This is a genomic window from Bradyrhizobium sp. 87, assembly GCF_023073015.1.
Classification (GTDB): Bacteria; Pseudomonadota; Alphaproteobacteria; order Rhizobiales; family Xanthobacteraceae; genus Bradyrhizobium; species Bradyrhizobium canariense_D.
The window spans coordinates 32,441-49,368 of sequence record NZ_JADPIQ010000114.1 but is presented as its reverse complement, the minus strand read 5'-3'; the positions used below and the strand labels follow the sequence as shown (position 1 = coordinate 49,368).

At 59.3% G+C, this 16,928-nt stretch carries 14 protein-coding genes and 1 pseudogene; 9 read left to right on the top strand and 6 right to left on the bottom strand.

All coding sequences use genetic code 11. From position 1 onward, the window contains the following. Positions 1 to 447: 447 nt before the first annotated feature. From IVB50_RS29830 to IVB50_RS29805, 6 genes and pseudogenes are all read right to left on the bottom strand, one after another. Positions 448 to 1,662, bottom strand: a complete 1,215-nt coding sequence (locus IVB50_RS29830) for an FAD-dependent oxidoreductase (protein ID WP_247298930.1) — start codon at positions 1,660 to 1,662, stop codon at positions 448 to 450. 17 nt (positions 1,663 to 1,679) lie between these two features. Beyond that, positions 1,680 to 2,556, bottom strand: a pseudogene (locus tag IVB50_RS29825) (sugar phosphate isomerase/epimerase). 28 nt (positions 2,557 to 2,584) lie between these two features. Further along, positions 2,585 to 2,905, bottom strand: a complete 321-nt coding sequence (locus IVB50_RS29820; RefSeq protein ID WP_247298923.1) for a Rieske 2Fe-2S domain-containing protein — start codon at positions 2,903 to 2,905, stop codon at positions 2,585 to 2,587. 154 nt (positions 2,906 to 3,059) lie between these two features. Then, entirely contained in the window at positions 3,060 to 4,055 is a 996-nt protein-coding gene (locus IVB50_RS29815; RefSeq protein WP_247298921.1) for a sterol desaturase family protein, read from the bottom strand. Between the two features lie 109 nt (positions 4,056 to 4,164). Next, complete coding sequence (locus IVB50_RS29810) at positions 4,165 to 4,995, bottom strand: 3-methyl-2-oxobutanoate hydroxymethyltransferase (RefSeq protein WP_247298928.1); 831 nt, start codon at positions 4,993 to 4,995, stop codon at positions 4,165 to 4,167. 336 nt (positions 4,996 to 5,331) lie between these two features. Continuing rightward, on the bottom strand, positions 5,332 to 6,267 hold the full coding sequence (locus IVB50_RS29805) for a ribokinase (protein ID WP_247298919.1): 936 nt from the start codon (positions 6,265 to 6,267) through the stop codon (positions 5,332 to 5,334). Between the two features lie 246 nt (positions 6,268 to 6,513). Between IVB50_RS29805 and IVB50_RS29800 the strand changes: the two genes are divergently transcribed. From IVB50_RS29800 to IVB50_RS29760, 9 genes are all read left to right on the top strand, one after another. After that, complete coding sequence (locus IVB50_RS29800) at positions 6,514 to 7,401, top strand: AraC family transcriptional regulator (RefSeq protein WP_247298918.1); 888 nt, start codon at positions 6,514 to 6,516, stop codon at positions 7,399 to 7,401. Positions 7,402 to 7,831: 430 nt separating this feature from the next. Next, entirely contained in the window at positions 7,832 to 9,346 is a 1,515-nt protein-coding gene (locus IVB50_RS29795) for an amidase (RefSeq protein ID WP_247298915.1), read from the top strand. A 36-nt stretch (positions 9,347 to 9,382) separates the two neighbouring features. Further along, a complete protein-coding gene (locus IVB50_RS29790) occupies positions 9,383 to 10,240 on the top strand; it encodes a branched-chain amino acid ABC transporter permease (protein ID WP_026233434.1) in 858 nt (285 codons plus the stop codon). Between the two features lie 4 nt (positions 10,241 to 10,244). Beyond that, a complete protein-coding gene (locus IVB50_RS29785) occupies positions 10,245 to 11,465 on the top strand; it encodes a substrate-binding protein (protein ID WP_247298914.1) in 1,221 nt (406 codons plus the stop codon). Between the two features lie 78 nt (positions 11,466 to 11,543). Continuing rightward, entirely contained in the window at positions 11,544 to 12,581 is a 1,038-nt protein-coding gene (locus IVB50_RS29780; protein ID WP_247298912.1) for a branched-chain amino acid ABC transporter permease, read from the top strand. Then, complete coding sequence (locus IVB50_RS29775) at positions 12,568 to 13,302, top strand: ABC transporter ATP-binding protein (protein ID WP_247298910.1); 735 nt, start codon at positions 12,568 to 12,570, stop codon at positions 13,300 to 13,302. Before IVB50_RS29780 ends, IVB50_RS29775 begins: the two co-directional genes overlap by 14 nt. After that, positions 13,295 to 13,996, top strand: coding sequence for an ABC transporter ATP-binding protein (locus IVB50_RS29770; protein ID WP_247298908.1), 702 nt, complete (start codon positions 13,295 to 13,297; stop codon positions 13,994 to 13,996). Before IVB50_RS29775 ends, IVB50_RS29770 begins: the two co-directional genes overlap by 8 nt. Positions 13,997 to 14,917: 921 nt before the next feature. Further along, positions 14,918 to 16,096 (top strand): Tm-1-like ATP-binding domain-containing protein, encoded by a 1,179-nt coding sequence (locus tag IVB50_RS29765; protein WP_247298906.1) that lies wholly within the window; start codon positions 14,918 to 14,920, stop codon positions 16,094 to 16,096. Then, positions 16,089 to 16,913 (top strand): phosphoenolpyruvate hydrolase family protein, encoded by an 825-nt coding sequence (locus IVB50_RS29760; RefSeq protein WP_247298927.1) that lies wholly within the window; start codon positions 16,089 to 16,091, stop codon positions 16,911 to 16,913. The genes IVB50_RS29765 and IVB50_RS29760 overlap by 8 nt, the downstream gene beginning before the upstream one ends. The last annotated feature ends 15 nt before the right edge of the window (positions 16,914 to 16,928 follow it).

The following is a 16,928-nucleotide window of genomic DNA, read 5'->3' as shown; positions in this document are numbered from 1 at the left end:
ATCGACGGCCATCCCCATAGCCGCATCGAAGACCTCATGCCGTGGCGATTCCGCAAAACGTCAAGCCAGCCTCAATAGGGTTGCGGCTAAGCGCTTACGTTTGTGATCGATAGTCGCAGTCCTAGACGAGGCCCTCGGCGGGCACTCCGGGCAGGTTTTCGGTCCTCGTATCTAGGACCATTCGACCGTGGCCGCGGCGCCCCCCCAAAGTCGGCCGGGGATGGATCCTGGCGCGACGTCGAGCGCAAGCTGATTGGCGCAGGGAGCACAGCCATCAGCATCCAGCCGTTCTACCCCGCGCTCGTATAGCTCCAGCGTCATTGAGGACCACATAAGCCAGCCGCGTAGCGCGCCCGAGCGGCGAGCAGCATAGGCATCGGATTAACGCCAGTTCTCCGGCTGCAATCAGGATCGGCGCTGAGGCGGTCTCGGATACTGAATTCTATTCTAACCCATTAGTTTCTTCATGTTCATCTCGGGGCTTGCGAGCGCGTCTACTGGAGGTCTAAGCCGCCTCGCGATCATGATTTCGGCGGCACGAATTTCTCTCGCTACGACACCTAGGCTCCCGAATCCGCATGCGGCCACCAGGCGTCCATCTGCTGCGAGGTAAAACAAGATCTGAGCCCTCGCACCAAAATCTCTGATTATGGGAATTCCTCCTTCCGGAACGAGGCCCACGATTTGCAGTGTCTCGTCGTACTGATCCGACCAAAACCAAGGAACGTCCTCGTAAGGACGGTTCTCGCCCAACATGTTCGCCGCCGCCGCCGCACCTTGCCGCTGGGCATTGCGCCAGGCCTCCAGCCTGATTCGCTTTTCGTAGAGGCGGTGAGGAAACGAACAGCAGTCACCCGCCGCGAAAACGTGCGGATCTGAAGTCGCGAGCGTCTCGTCCAGAGCGATACCGTCCTCGATTGCTAGTCCCGCCGCTTGCGCAAGGCCGACATTCGGCGTCGCGCCGACCCCAACGATCACGAGATCGGCGTCACGCGAGCGACCGTCGGCCATTACCACTTTGGAACGGCCTTCGCTCCTATCGATGCGTTCGACGATCGCGGCTATCTCGATGCGCACGCCAGAACGTTCGTGCTTGGCTTTGATCAACTCGGCCATAGAAGCTGGCACTGCCCGCGTAAGTAGCCGCGATCCTGCCTCGAGTACGGTCACCGAAGCACCTCTCGAGACGGCGCTCGCGGCAACCTCAAGCCCGATGAAGCCGCCTCCGATCACGATCACGTCGCATCCTTGACCAATGACATGGCGGATGCGCGTGGCGTCCTCGTACGTCCGTAGTGTCGCCACCTCGGCTCCTTCGGCGATCGGAACGCTCAGTTTCCGAGGTCGGCCTCCCGTGGCCAGTAGGAGACGGTGATACGCTATCGCTGAGCCGTTTGAGAGCGTAACCATGTTGGCCGCGCGATCAATTGAGACCGCTTCGCTTCCCTGGAGATACTCTATTTCCAACTCGGCAAGGCGTTGTGACGTCACAATCAGCTTGGGTCCAGGGTTCATTTCGTCGAGCAGGAGCGCCTTGGATAGAGGCGGGCGCTCATATGGCAGTATAGTTTCGTTGCCTACTAAGGCCAGTCTGCCCCGCCATCCACGTTCGCGCAGGGCGATGGCGGCGGCTGTGCCGGCTTCGCCCGCGCCGACAATCACTATTGTGGATTTTGCACTCAAGTGGCCACCCGATCGCCAGTTGAAGGCGGCGCATCGTTTGCCAGACTCTCGAACACGTTGCGCACGAGGGATTTGAGTAAGAGAGCTTCCTTCCAACGATCTGTGCTGTCGTTGCCTTGTCGGTCGGTAATTGCATAAGGCTGCGGACCAAGTTCGCAGACGAAAGCGAGACGGGCATCCGCACCAGCGCGCCTTTTGCCAGCTCTTGAATCCATACTTCCACCAATAGAGAAACAGATCCAACCAGATTTTGTGCTGAGGGAACGTGATCTCAACCTGTATCTGCTCGCGCGATGCAACGCGGCCATGAAATGCCCAGGTGCGGTCGAGCACCTGCCGCACCTGCGCTTCGTCTTCGTCCGAGATCGGATACCAAAACTCGCGGCCCAATAGGACGTGCGAGAGATCAGCAAGCATCCGCATCTCGGGAACCTGATCCATCAACTCGAGTGTAAACAGGAGATCTGTCGTCATCCTATTGCGATGCGTCTCGAAGTAGATCGGCATGTTCGCATCTTGCGCCACCCTGATCCAGCCTTCCAGCAGCGGGACACAGTCGGCGACACGGCGCGGGCGAATGTCAGGCTGGACGTCGAGATGCACGACGTCGAGGCGCCGAGCAAGGTCAATGGCAGCTTTCAGGTGATCGATCGTCTGCGGGAAGCACATACCCTCGACTGCAAGTCCCGAGCCGTCTAGGGCACGTGCAATCAGGGCGACGCGCGCAGGATCAGTGCACGAGGTGCTAATGCCGTCGAACCCGGCTTCTTGGATCATCGCTATGTTCTGATCGATGGAACGTTCGACCCCGTCGGGCTGGCGCCGTTCCATCGCCCAAAGGGACTGTAGTATAAGCAAGCTCTGCTTCGACATTGCCCTGCATTCCGCCCTTTGGCTCCGTTTAGAGCTTGATGAAGACGGTGTCGTTCTCGACCTTCACCTCGTAACTGCGCAAGTCGACGCATGCGGGCAAAGCACGCGACTCGCCCGTTCGGTAGTCGAAGGTCCCGAAGTGCTTGGGACACTCAATGATTCCGCCGTCGACGATGCCATCCGCTAGGTGGACTTTCTCGTGGGAGCAATGGCCATCGATCGCGAAGTAGTCTCCCTCGGGAGAGCAAACAATAACAAACGTGCGGCTACCATGATCGAAGCGAAGGGTCTCTTCGGGCATCAATGCATTGGTAGCACAGGCGGAAACCCATTCTCCTTGGCTGGTCATTCCGTATCCCTCTAAATCTATATCGCAACAATTGCACCGATGCCTTGGCAAATCCGCGACCGGCGCAGATGTCCTTGGCGGGCGGACGGGAGGCTCCCGCGCGTGCGCAGTGCTCGTAAGAAGAGAGCCGGACGGACATTCCGCAACATCAGAGCTAACTGCCGCGCGCCCACTTCTTGGCCTTTATGCGTTTGTACATCCTCTCGTCCGCTTCCGGAGAACCGTCGTGAGCTGTGCCGAACCACTCGTCGAGCGGGATGCGACGCTCACCGTAGTTCACTTCGAAATACTTGTGGTGGAGGTAGTGATAGAAGTTGTCCGTGTTGACGGCCTTCGCATCGTCCACCACCACCCGGTCGAAACCGGTGTGAGACTTCGCGGCGGACAACCCTGCGTGCATGAGCTGAAACATTGCATGCACCGGGTGGGAGGGCACGACGAAATGGATCAGCACGCCGGAAAAATAGGCGATGTGTTCAAGGGGAGACATTGACAAGCCCGACCACGGCCCCGGGTTTACGTTCTTGTGGTGTACTTTGTGTACGATGTGGTACAGCGGCCCGATATGAATGAGCCGGTGAATCAGATAGAAGTGCAACTCGCGCCAGACCGGCATCACCAACACGAGGATGGCGCAGTACACCGGGTGCTGTCCGAAATCGACGTACGGCAGATAGCTGTTAGCGTAGAGCCACCAGGTGGCCGCCTCGTATGCGGTCCATACTGGCACCGCGCTACACATGGTCCAAAACACGTTCTCAGCCGTCTGGCTTCCGAACATAAAGGCCGTATTGTCGGTGTCGGGCCACTTTGCATTATACTTGAAGTTGGTTTCCTGGCGCCGTTGGATATAGAGGATGAAGTGAAAGCTGCCATAGACTAGGAGCGTTAGCCCAGCGTTGCGCAGCAGAATGAGCAAAATCCAGTCAGCGCGGAATTCCCGCATTGTATCAAGCGCGGGTGTCAGATAGATCCACGATACAAGCGAGATCACGAAATAGAGGGTATTCCAGGGCAAGAAGTACCCCGGCAACCAACGAATAACTTTCTTCGGTTGCACTGGCCAGACAAAAATCGGCGCGCGTTCGGGCCTCTTGTTCGGTGTCCAATTCCCGCGTTTGTCGCGCGCCCCGTATAAGATGTCATCCATATTTGCTACTCCATCAACGTTTTGAAGAGAGAAGCTCGCCTATGCGGCCAGATTCTCAGGCGCCGAGACATCATCGCGGTTATCGCCCGCACGAGACTCAGATCAAAACTCAAACGCCCTCTTGCTTCAGCCTTGACATAAACGCGGCGAATTCGTCGTCGTCGATAATCGAGGTTTCCTGCGGCCCCGGAAACGCATTCGCACTGACGTCAGCGCGAAATGCACTGAGGGCTTTCACACGCTCTTCCTTGACACGCTCTTGCAGCGCTTGCAGGTTCCCATAGGTCCGGGCGTGCCGGGGCCGCCGGCCTTCGCCACCACATATGTCCTCGGTGAAGAGAAAGATCACGTCCGCATCAGGTCCGGAGCCAAGCGAAACCGTCACCAGTCCGGTTCGCCGACGGATCTCTGCCATGACTCTGGCGGGGATAACCTCGCATTCGACTGCAAAAGCGCCTGCCTCTTCGAGGCGGCGGAAGCGGTGAAAAAGCGTCAAGGCTTCGTCGGCATTCTTGCCGAAAGCGCGAAGCTTTCCGACCCAGGTCGATTTCCTTGGAACGAGTCCCAGGTGACCCACGACCGGAATATCTTCGGCCGCGAGCATAGAGACGGTCGCCATGCCGCGTGCCGTGATCACCGCATCGGCGCCGTCGGTCAGCGCCTTCAATGCGGTGCGTAGGATATCGTCCCGGGTTACGGCATCGGCAAAGCCCAGTGCCGCGGTGACGAAAAGCCGTTTCGAACCCTTGCGCACGGCCTCCACGTTGCGGGCGCGGGCAACCAGCATCTGGACACCAGCTTCCTCCGCAGCTGCTGCCTCGTCCGCCGTCTCAGCGGTGACTTGAGTGTAGCGCTTGCCCGAGTCTCGGGCCGCGCACAGATCGGCTACGGTCACCGTGCGCTCAGCTTCGCGCGCGGCCCAATCGTAAATCCGCGGCATCTTGCTCACGAGCTCTCAAAGTTATTGCCAAAGGTCCGGCGCGTCGAACCGGCGCCTGTCAAGGAATTTCGGAGGGTCGCCTCGCTACCTATCAACTGCGTGTCGTCCTTCGGTCGAGTGTCCATGTACAAAGTCGTCAAGCCGCCGGCCATCACTGTGCACATGGTTCGATATGCGGATGCCCTGCAGCGACAGCGAGACCATGCCAAACGAAGTGCGGCGGGTTTGGATATGGTGGCTCACAGCCGATCCTCTCCTCGCTCATGCCTCTCTTGACGACAGAGCAGGCCAAGTCGGCATCTGGAAGCATATGGTTCAGGCTCATTCTGAATCCTTTCAAGCCGACGCGAAACTTGTACGATACATCTCGTCGACTGCTCTACGTGTTGCCATGCCAGGAATGACCCCGAGCTTGGTGCAGACCAGGGCGCCGCAGCAAACCCCGAACCGCGCCGCTTCGATCACATCCCGACCTTCGGCCAGAGCCACGGCGAAGCCGGAATTAAACGCGTCGCCAGCGCCAGTCGTGTCCACGACGTCGACCTCGGCGGCTGGGATGGCTGTATCGATCGTGTCGGTCACAATGAGCACGCCGCGGTCGCCAAGGGTTACGATGACATTGGCGGCGCCGCGCTTGCGCAGCATCTCCACTAGCTCGCGCGAAGGGCGCGGATCGTCCGGCCGTAGACCGAGCAGAATACGAAGTTCGCTCTCGTTCGGCGTCAGGTAATCGACTAGCGGGAAAATCTCATCAGGAAGCGGCGCGGCGGGAGCTGGATTAAGGACAGTTTTCTTGCCGTGTTTTCGGCCCAGCTCCATGGCTCGCATTGCTACCTCGACCGGGGGTTCGAGCACCGCCATGACGACGTCGCTCTCCCGGATGCGGCTCTCGGCGCGATCTACATAAGCCGGGTCCATAGCGTTGGTTGCGCCATAGTCCATGATGATGAAGTTCTCACCGCGCTCGTTGAGAATGATGAAGCCCACCGCCGTCGGACTCTCAGCGATTTGCTTGACATGCGCCGTACCAACGCCCTCGGCTTTGAACAGATCGGTTGCGATATCGGCGAACTTGTCTTTGCCGATGATGGCCACCAGCGAGGAGTCCGCCCCCAGCCGCGCGGTCGCAACCGCCTGGTTTGAGCCCTTTCCGCCAGGCCCCATATCGAAACTGCTGCCGAGCATTGTGACGCCGAAGACGGGAATGTTCGGAGCCCTAATGGTAAGTCCCACCGCGAAGCTGCCTACGACGGTGATTTTCGGTTTACCCATCGATTCCTCCCTTGAAGGTGCTTAAGGCTCGCGCTTGTGTGGATTGCCTCCACGATATCGGCATAAGGAAAGTGCGGCGCTCAGCGTGAAGGCGCTGTTCGCGGGCGCTGAGTATTGACACCAGCTCCTCCCTAAATACTCGCAGCAGCCGCCCAAGGAGACAAAACGTGCATCCAGGATGGCCCATCGGCGAGTTTGCTTATTAGTCGTTGTGAGCGAGCATAGATGTGCAGCTCGTGCGTAGAAATGGACAAAGCACGCTCTGACTTATATAAAACGCGCATGGTAAAAATACTGCAGCGCACATTTTTCCCTGAGAGCCATCAGTATGTCCTTCCTGATGTCGCCTGGACTCGCTGCGCCTTTACGGTGCTGAGGGCTGGTAAAGTCATCACTGCCCCTGACCATCACATCGCGCGAGATAGCTATCCGGGCCAGGACATTCTCTACTGCACAGCGGGTCATGGCTTCGTATCGAGCGAGGGAAGGACATTGAGCGTTGGGCGCAATCAATTGATGTGGATCGCCAACGAGACACCGCATGCGCACTGGCCCGACGAGAGCGATCCCTGGACCGTTCTATGGGTACGGATCGACGGACCAAACTGTGCAGCCATTCGGCGAAAGGTGTTCGGCGGTGGTGCAACCCTCGCAACAATATTGGCGCCGAACAACATCGACCGGTGGTTCGAAGAGCTGTTTGGTGTTTTGCGCGCTCGAGATGATAACGTCGATATGGCCCTCAATCACCTTGTGGCAGAACTGCTGCACCTCATAGCAGCGCCTTCACCTCCGCACGGTGAGTCTCGTCTTCCAGCCCCATTGCGCGCCATCGTCTCAAAGATGCGGCAGGCTCCAGCGCGATCCTGGCATGCCGAGGAACTGGCCTCCGTCACCGGTCTCAGTGCCGCACAAACGCGGCGGCTATTCCAAAGGTATCTACAGATCAGTCCGCGGCGCTGGCTGATCCGAGAGCGTATTTTGATGGCGCAAAAGTTACTTTTGGAAACTGACGCGGGGCTCGATGCTATCGCCGAACGCTGCGGTTTCTGCGACGTCTATCACTTCAGTCGCGAATTTAAGCGCAGCACTGGCACGGCCCCCCGTACTTGGCGGCGCGCCGAAGGGAATTGAATCGATACGTTGCAGCTTTCAACGTCTGGCCATTAAATGTTTGGAGCACATCTCCAAGGTGAAGTAGCTGGATGTTTCCCTGCGGAAACTAAGCCGCTAATGCATTGCGTTGCTCTGTCAGATCGCTGCCACATTGCAACTCTAAGCTGACGACGCTGGTTTGCTTGTGTCGCCGCGCCGCTTCGTCAAAAACGAGCTGCTCGCGTTAACCGCGACAGGAAGTGGCAAGGTTTGGCGGCTCGGCAGGGGCTGCGCACCCAAATGCATTCAGCACCCGAAGCCGTTTTACCCAATATTACCCAGATCACGTTGCGCGCCCACTTTGGGCGAATGCACTTGCTCCGCAGTATGTGGCGAGTAAGTGGCCATCGTAGAATAATCGATGGGCGGCACGTCCAAATGCCGGGATGAAATTTCTTAGGAGAGCCTCATGTCAGTCGCCCTTCCCACGCCAACCCAGCTTCGTAGCATCGCCGAACAGTGTGGTCTCTCACTGACCGATGAGGACGTTGCCTCGTTCCTAGGCCTGATGCAGGGCTCGCTCGAAGCGTACAATCTCGTCGCTGCAATGCCCGACGAATTGCCGGTGGTCAAATATCCACGCACTCCGGGCTATCGGCCGTCACCGGAGGAGAACCCGCGCAACGCCTGGTACCGCAAGTCGACGGTGAAGGGCGCGGCGAGCGGCAAGCTCAAGGGCAAGACGGTGGCCCTGAAGGACAACATCATGCTGGCCGGGGTGCCCATGATGAATGGCTCGGCCACCCTCGAAGGCTACGTACCCGACTTCGACGCCACCATCGTTACGCGCATGCTCGATGCTGGTGCCGAGATTGCCGGCAAGGTTCACTGCGAGGCCTTCTGTCTCTCGGGTGGCAGCCACACCAATGCGACCGGTCCGGTGCATAATCCACACAGGATGGGCTATTCGGCCGGCGGTTCTTCCTCGGGAAGCGGGGTTGTGGTCGCGCTGGGCGAGGTCGACATGGCGATCGGGGGCGACCAGGGCGGCTCGATCCGCATGCCATCCTCGTTCTGCGGCACATACGGTATGAAGCCGACCTGGGGTCTCGTTCCCTACACGGGCATCATGCCGATCGAGGTCTTTATTGATCACACCGGACCGATCACGGCAACAGTGGCCGATAACGCGCTGCTGCTCGAGGTGATCGCCGGTGACGACGGCTACGATTCGCGCATCAAGGCACCAAAGGTTGACGAATACACCAAGGCCTTGGGTGCAGGCATCAAAGGGATGAAGATTGGCATCCTTAAGGAAGGTTTCGAGCAGCCGTCCGCGGAGGCTGCGGTCAATGAAAGCGTGCGCGAGGCAGCCAAGCGCTTTAAAGATCTTGGTGCGACTGTTGAGACCGTCTCCATTCCGATGCATCTCCTGGGGGCGGCGATCTGGACCCCGATCGGAACCGAGGGCGCCGTCCAGACCATGATGTTCGGCGACGGCTATGGTCTCAGCCGAGGCGATCTCTACCCGACCTCACTGATGGATTTCCATCGCGGGTGGCGGCGGCAGGCAGACTCGTTGTCCGAGACGAACAAGCTGTTCCTGTTGCTCGGCACTTACATCAACAACACTTTTGGTTCCAGGTTTTACGGCAAGGCCGTCAATATTTCCCGCCGCCTCGCTGCAACATACGACAAGGCTCTGGAGACCTATGACCTTCTACTCATGCCGACGACGCCGATGAAGGCAACGCCGCTGCCGCCTGCCGGCGCCAGTCGCGAAGACTATTTCACTCGCGCGATCGAGATGTTCACCAATACCGCGCCATTCGACATTACGCATCATCCAGCCATGTCACTGCCCTGCGGAATGGTCGACGGCCTACCAGTGGGCCTGATGCTGGTCGGTCGTTACTTCGAGGAATCCACCGTCTACCGCGCCGCCCATGCTTTCGAACAGATGGGCGACTGGAAGAAGATGTGAGACGGGCTGCGATGGCGTCCGGGTGGATCGCAACATATGACTAACGCATTCATGGCGGCATTCGACATTCTGAGCTTCGGCGCGATCATGGTCCTGATCGTACTGGGCCTCGGAGTGATAGCGAGCATGATGGGCATCTTCAATTTTGCCCAAGGCGAGTTCGTGTTGCTCGGTGCCTATATTACGTATCTCGCCTATAGCCATGGTCTCCCCGTTTGGGTCGGTATGGCGGCCGCACCGATCCTCGTCGGATTGCTGGGTTTTGTACTCGAAGCACTCATTATCCGCCGCTTCTATGCGGCACCGATCGTGGCGATGCTCGGCACCTATGCCCTCGGTCTTATCATCCGAGAAACGGTGCGGGGCCTGATTGGCGGCTTCTATCTGACGGTTCCGGAGCCGATTGGCGGATCTATCGCTATCGCCACTATGCACATCTCGGCCTGGCGCTTCGCGATACTCGTGATCACGGGTTTGGTGATGGGGGCCTGCTATCTGCTCCTGTCGCGCACGAGCTTCGGCCTGCGCGTTCGGGCGACGCTGGAAAATCCAGCGCTGGCGCGCGCCTCTGGCGTTTCGACGACGTTCATCTATGGCGCCACCTTTGCTTTCGGCGCAGCGTTAGCGGGGCTCGCCGGCGCGCTTATCGTGCCGGTTTTCGATCTATTTGCCGATCTCGGAATTCGTTTTCTGATCCAGGGATTTGTTGCCGTCATGGTCGGTGGCGTCGGCTCCTTCATCGGACCGGTGGCAGGGGCCGGCGTAATCGGCGCTCTTACCGCGGCGCTACCTTGGGCAGTGGCACCGGTAGTCGCCGACGTGCTCGTCTTCGTGCTTGCCATCTGTTTCATCAAGTTCCGCCCGCAAGGCCTCATCGCGCAAAGGGGAGTGTAGTCATATGATTGCTGATCGCGTCCAACTCACACGTCGTCGTTTCCTTTCGAACTTCGCTTTCACGGCTGGTGCGATCGCCACAGGAGCCAGCAGTTGGGTGATCCGCCCCGACTGGGCCAATGCGGCCGAAGGCCCCATCAAGGTCGGCATCGCGATCGATCTCACCGGCCCAATCGGCTTTGCCGGAAAGGCGGATGCCAACGTCGCCAGAATGGTGATCAAGGAAATCAACAATTCCGGCGGACTTTTGGGCCGGCCGCTCGAGCTTTATATCGAAGACACCGCCTCTAATGAATCGGTGGCGGTGGGCAATGTGCGCAAGCTGATCCAGCGCGACAAGGTGGACATGGTCCTCGGCGGCCTCGCGAGCTCGATGCGCAACGCGATCAAGGACGTAATCGTATCACGGGGCAAGACACTCTATATTTATCCACAATTCTATGAAGGTCAGGAATGCACACCATACCTGTTCTGCACCGGCGCCACACCGGCGCAGCAATGCGACACATTTATCCCTTGGCTGATCAAAAACGGCGGCAAGAGGTTTGCCCTTCCAGGTTCTAACTATATCTGGCCGCGTAATCTGAATGCATACGCCCGTAAGTTGATTGAAGCAAATGGCGGCGAGGTCGTGTTCGAGGAGTATTATCCTCTCGACCAGGTCGATTTCTCCGCTACTGTCCACGGGATTATCTCTAACAAGGTCGACACTGTCTTCAACACTGTCATTCCACCCGGTGTCGGCCCCTTATTCAAGCAGCTCTATGAAGCGGGCTATCTCAAGAACGGCGGACGGCTTGCTGCCGTGAATGAGGATGAGAATTATCTTAGCCTCCATCCGGTCAATGAGATGGAAGGGCTTGCGAGTTGCCTCGACTATTACAAAGCAGTCGCCAAAGATGATCCCGTCTCCGCCAGAATTCAGGCGGCCTATGAAAAGGAGTATCCTGGAGATTCCCTGTTTGCCGCGAGCAGTGCCGCGCCCAGCACCTATCGCGGTCTGAAACTTTGGGAGGCCGCGGTCAAGGAAGCCGGGAAGGTCGATCGCGAGTCGGTGGCTGCGACGCTCGATCACGCCAAGATCGCGGAAGGTCCGGGCGGACCCGCCGAGATGGTGCCGGGCAAGCGGCACTGTAAGATGAACATGTACACGGCGGTGTGCAAAAGCGGGAAGTTTGAAATCGTGGAACGTAGCAATGGGCTTGTTGATCCCAGGGAATGCTGACGAGTCGCGGCGGAAGCGATGAGCGCGGTAGAGAGGCCATCGGTGCCCACATTAGAAGTGAATTGTGCGACGGCTGAAATGGCGGAAACCGCCTTTGCAGGGCAAGTTGGCCCTGCGCGACGGGTCCTGCTCATCATCGAAGGGCTAGTGCTGATTGGAGCACTAGTCCTTCCGGTGATGCTGCACGACTATCTTACGGTGTTTGCGACTCGCGTCGTGATCCTGGCGCTCTTCGCTCTCTCGTTCGATCTGGTGTGGGGGTATGCCGGGATCATGAGTTTCGGGCAGGCCCTCTTCTTCGGCTCGGCAGGCTATGGCGTCGCGCTGCTTGCACGCGATCTCGACATCACCTCAATCCTTTTAGTGCTGCCGGCGGGCACACTAATCGGCCTCGTCTTCGCGCTGCTGCTCGGTGGTTTCCTCCTACTCGGCCGGCATCCAGCCAGCGTGATCTTCGTTTCGCTCGGTACGCTCACCGGCGCCTATGCCGCCGATCGTCTCGCGCGAGGCTGGTACTATCTTGGCGGCCAGAACGGCATTCCCTCGATTCCGCCGATGACGCTCGGCTCCTACGAACTCTCGGAAGGGCCAATCTTTTACTATCTCGCACTGGGGCTTCTCGTCATTGTCTACTTAGCATGCCGCTTCCTGGTGCGCTCGCAGTTCGGTCTCGCGCTCGCAGGACTCCGCGAGAACGAGCAGCGCATCGCTTTCTTCGGCTATAAGACACAGCATCTGAAGGCCATAGTGTTCGCGATCAGCGGCGCCATCGCAGGCCTGGCCGGTAGCCTCTATGCCTTCCACGAGGGTTTTGTGTGGCCCAATATGATCGGCGTTGTGGTCTCCACGCAGGTCGTGCTCTACGTGCTGTTCGGCGGCTCCGGCACGCTGATCGGCGCGGTGATCGGTACGGCCATTGTCGAAGGCCTCTCCTTCTGGCTGTCGGACAATTACCGCGACATCTGGCCGATCATTCTGGGCCTGCTCCTGCTACTCGTGATCCTTTTCCGGCCGCTCGGGCTTATCAGCATAGTGTTGACGGAGCGCGAGCGCGTGGGTGGCTTCACCGCGAAAGCGCAAAACAAGAAGAGGGCGCAGCATCATGCCGCTTCTTGAAGCCGCAGGCATTGGAAAGATCTTTGGCAAGCTTACGGCACTCGATGGCGCGGCTCTCACGGTCGGCGAGAACGAGTTCCACGGTTTGATCGGGCCGAACGGCTCGGGCAAAAGCACGCTGATGAAGTGCATTGCCGGGGCGGAGGTGCCGACCCAAGGCAAGGTCAGCTTCATCAACACTGATATCACCGCATTCACGCCCACCGAGCGCGCTCGGGCTGGCATGAGCCTGAAGTTCCAAATCACATCGGTGCTGCCAACCCTCACCCTCTACGACAATATCTTGCTCGCGCTGCAGGGGCACTGCTCGCTTCTTGATCTTGTGTTCTCGCGCAGCCGCAGACAGTTGCACGACCAAGTCATGATGATGCTCACCCAGTTTCGTCTTGCTGATCGTGCGTTTGATGCCGCAGCAGCGCTTTCTCATGGTCAGCAACAATGGCTGGAGATTGCGATGGCGCTCGCGGGCAAGCCCCGGCTGCTGCTGTTGGACGAGCCCACCGGAGGCATGAGTCTGGAGGAGCGCCGCGTCACCGGCGAACTCTTGCGACCAATCAAGGAGCATTGCTCTCTCGTTATCGTAGAGCACGATCTCGATTTCATCCGCGATATCTGCGACCGCCTCACCGTCCTCGACCAAGGCAAGGTGCTTGCGACAGGAAGCGTCGCGGAGATCCAGGCCAACAAACGTGTCCAGGAGATCTACTTACGCCGTGCTTAAACAACAGTTCCTCGACATAAGGCATCTTGACGCGGGTTATGGCCGCAGCCAGGTGCTGTTTGACATTACCCTCGGCATTCCCAGGCGCGGCGGTGTCGCCGTGCTTGGCCGGAATGGTGCAGGCAAGACTACGCTGATGAAGGCCATCGTCGGCGAGCTACCAAGCTGGAGAGGCGAGGTTTTCTTTGATGGCCACGATTTCAATCGCCTCCGGACCGAGCAGCGTGTGCGCGCCGGTATCGGCTATGTGCCGCAAGAGCACTCGGTGTTCGCACGCCTCTCGGTACGTGATAATCTCGCAGTGGGATCGCTCTCCAACACCGACGCTTCGGCGATTGATCGGGTCCTGACGATCTTTCCCAAGCTCGGCCACCGCTTGGATCAGGCAGCTGGCACTCTTTCGGGCGGCGAGCGTAAGATGCTAGCGATCGGGCGTGCGCTACTGGGAAACCCAAAGCTGCTGCTGCTGGATGAGCCGACCGAGGGAGTTTGGATCGGCGTGATCGAGGAGATTACTGAACGCCTGACTGCGCTCACCAACGAGATCGCGGTGATCATCGTCGAGCAGCACCTGGATCTCGCTTTGCGCGTGGCGAGCCACGCGTACGTACTCGATCGCGGCCGCATCGCGCTGCACGGCGCGGCAGGCGATGTCCGCGGCAATCCGGAACTTCTGCGGTACCTCGCACCTTAGTTTCTAGCGCCAGTCCGAGATAGTTAACTCACTCGCTAAGTGAGCTTGGCGGAGCAGGCGAGGGTTCGCCATAGCAGTCGGCGAACAGGCCGCTCAAGCGTTGTTGTCAGCGAGGATGCGGCGGCACGTTGTTGTCAACGGCTGAGAGGATGACATTTGCGGCATCGTCGGCGCTGCACTTGAGGTACGTGGCCGAGGTCACGTTCGGCTTTTGTGATGGGGAAGCGGCGGCGCAGCTCTCGCCTCATGACACCGAAGACGCCGCGCTTCTCCCGGAAATGAAGACGCGAAGGTGGATTTTGTGCGTCGTGACCGCAGTGCCCCTGTCGACATAGGCCCGCTCAATCGCACCGCCACAGAGTGTCTCGGCGCAGTCGATGACGTCCCACAAACGTGTGACCTTCGCAGGGGGGCGGGCATTGCGCCGGCGTGCAGCACGAATAGGCCCACCACGGGCCCGGCGGTTTGTTGCTGAGGACGGAGGTCCTCACGTCCAATTCGTAGGGCGCGGCGGCCTTTGCCGAATGCACTCCACCTGCGGTGGCATGGAGGCGAACTGGCGCCCCTGCAAGCGCAACGCAACCTCGATGAGGGATTCGTTCCAGGGCTGTGACACAGCAGGATTGCTTGGTCGAGCCCACAGACACGCTACATCAATTTCCAGAAGGACGCGCTTTTGAGAAAAGCCGAGGGGAGGCCGGCAGTCTTCCTATAGGCCGCCGTTTCAGGGCATCTACCCAATCTTACCCAATCACACTCCTCGCCGATGTTATGGCCAGCGTCGGCTCGGTTTAGACCACATGCTATTAAGAATGATCCGGGAGGAAGATCGTGTCTCACCATTGCACGGGCGACCAGGGGTCGGTCCGGGATGGTAATCGATCTGGGATTACGGCCGGCGCCTCAGGCGCGGTTGCAATCGTGGCTACGCTGGACACCAAAGGCCCCGAAGCATCCTTCCTCTCGGACATCATCCAAACATGCGGCCGAAAGACCATCCTGATCGATATCGGGACCTCGAATAATGAGGTGAAGGCCGCCCACGCAACTGACGCGAGCCGCGCGCGCTCAGCCTCGCCCGCCGAGCTCCTGAAAGAGATTGCCGCAGCTACCCGCATAAAGGTGGCTGGCCTGCTCGCCTCGGACGCAATCAGCGCGATTGTGGCCATTGCAGGAGGCAAGGGAAGCGCTGTTTTCGGCGAGGTCGTGTCTGATTTGCCTTACGGCTTCCCCAAGCTGCTGGTGACCAGTGCAAGACCAGCGCTCCTGGCCGCACTCGCGATTCACAACGACATCATGCTCTATCCGACCTTGGTCGATTTCTTCGGCATTAACGCGTTCACGGCAAGGGTGCTGGAGAATGCAGGCCGAGCCATTGCGGCCATGCGCTATGTGCCGGCCAAGCATGGGTGCGAAAGAAAGATTGTTGCGATCACGGCCTTCGGTGTGACGACGCCCGCGGCAACTCAATGCGTGGCACGTCTTGCAGAGGCCGGCGCAGACGCGATCGTTTTTCCCGCCAACGGTGCTGGCGGTCGCAAAATGGAGCAGCTGATTGCTGCCGGCGAATTCGATGCCGTGCTCGATCTGACCACAACGGAATTGGCCGATGAACTCATGGGAGGCACGGCCAGCGCCGGGCCCGATCGGCTCAAGGCGGCCTCGCGCCGCTCAATCCCACAAATCATCGCGCCCGGCGCGATCGACATGGTCAATTTTGGTCCACCGGCCAGCGTTCCCGATCAATTTCGCGGCCGCCAATTCTATTCACATACACCGTACACGACACTGATGCGAACCACGCCTGCGGAGAGCGCAAAAATCGGCCGGGTTACGGCCGAGCGGCTCTCGCAAGCACGCGGGCCGGCAGCCGTGCTTTGGCCAGCCAAAGGCGTGTCCGATTACGACCGAGAGGGTGGCGTCTTTCGCGATGCCGATGCCGATGGGGCATGGCTCCAGGCAGTTAAGGACAATCTCCGGCCAGAGATCGTTGTTTGCGAGCTGGACTGTCACATCAACGACCCCGAATTTGCCGAGGCCGCCGTGACGTGGCTCCTCAAACAACTAGGTCAAGGAGGCTCGTCCCGTGCGGATGTTTGAGCGAACCGACATTCTCTCGCGGCTTGCAGGTCAGGTCGCGGAGCGAAAAGCGATCCTTGCCGCGGCGAGCAGCTGCGGCCTCGTCGCAAAATGCGCCGCACTCGGAGGGGCGGATATGCTGGTGGTCTACTCTACTGGGCTCTCGCGGCTCATGGGGCTCCCCACCAGTCGTATCGGTGACTCCAACGCGCGTACGCTGGAGCTTGCGGCAGAAATCCGCAACGTCGTGTCTTCCGTCCCCGTCATAGGCGGCGTCGAGGCCTGGGATCCCCTGCGGCTCGATCTCGACGATCTTCTCGACAATTTCCTAGCCGTCGGATTCTCCGGTGTGATCAACTATCCCACCATCTCCACGATGGGAGAGAAATGGCGTGACCGCCGCGGTCGCGTTGGACTTGGCTTCGAGCGCGAGCTCGAGATGATTGCGACTGCCCGCAAGAAGAACATCTTCTCGCTTGCCTACGTTGCGAGCCCCGAAGATGCCAAAGCCATGGCAAGCAGCGGAGCCGACTGCATCGTCCCACATGTCGGCGCGACGCGCGGCGGGCTCGTGGGCCATGAGGAGGGCCAGTCCATCCAGGAGGCGATCCGGCGCATCAACGAGATCAACGCGGCCGCGCAAGCGGTCCGCTCGGACGTCATCCTGCTCTGTCATGGTGGGGCGGTCGCGGAGCCCCAGCACACGTTCGAGGTCTATCGGTCGACCGAGTGTGTCGGCTTTGTCGGGGCCTCCTCAATCGAACGAATACCGATTGAACGCTCGGTCAAAGCGGCGGCAGAGGAGTTCAAAGCCGTTCCCCTTCCGCGACATCACTGACGTTCAAAGAAACAC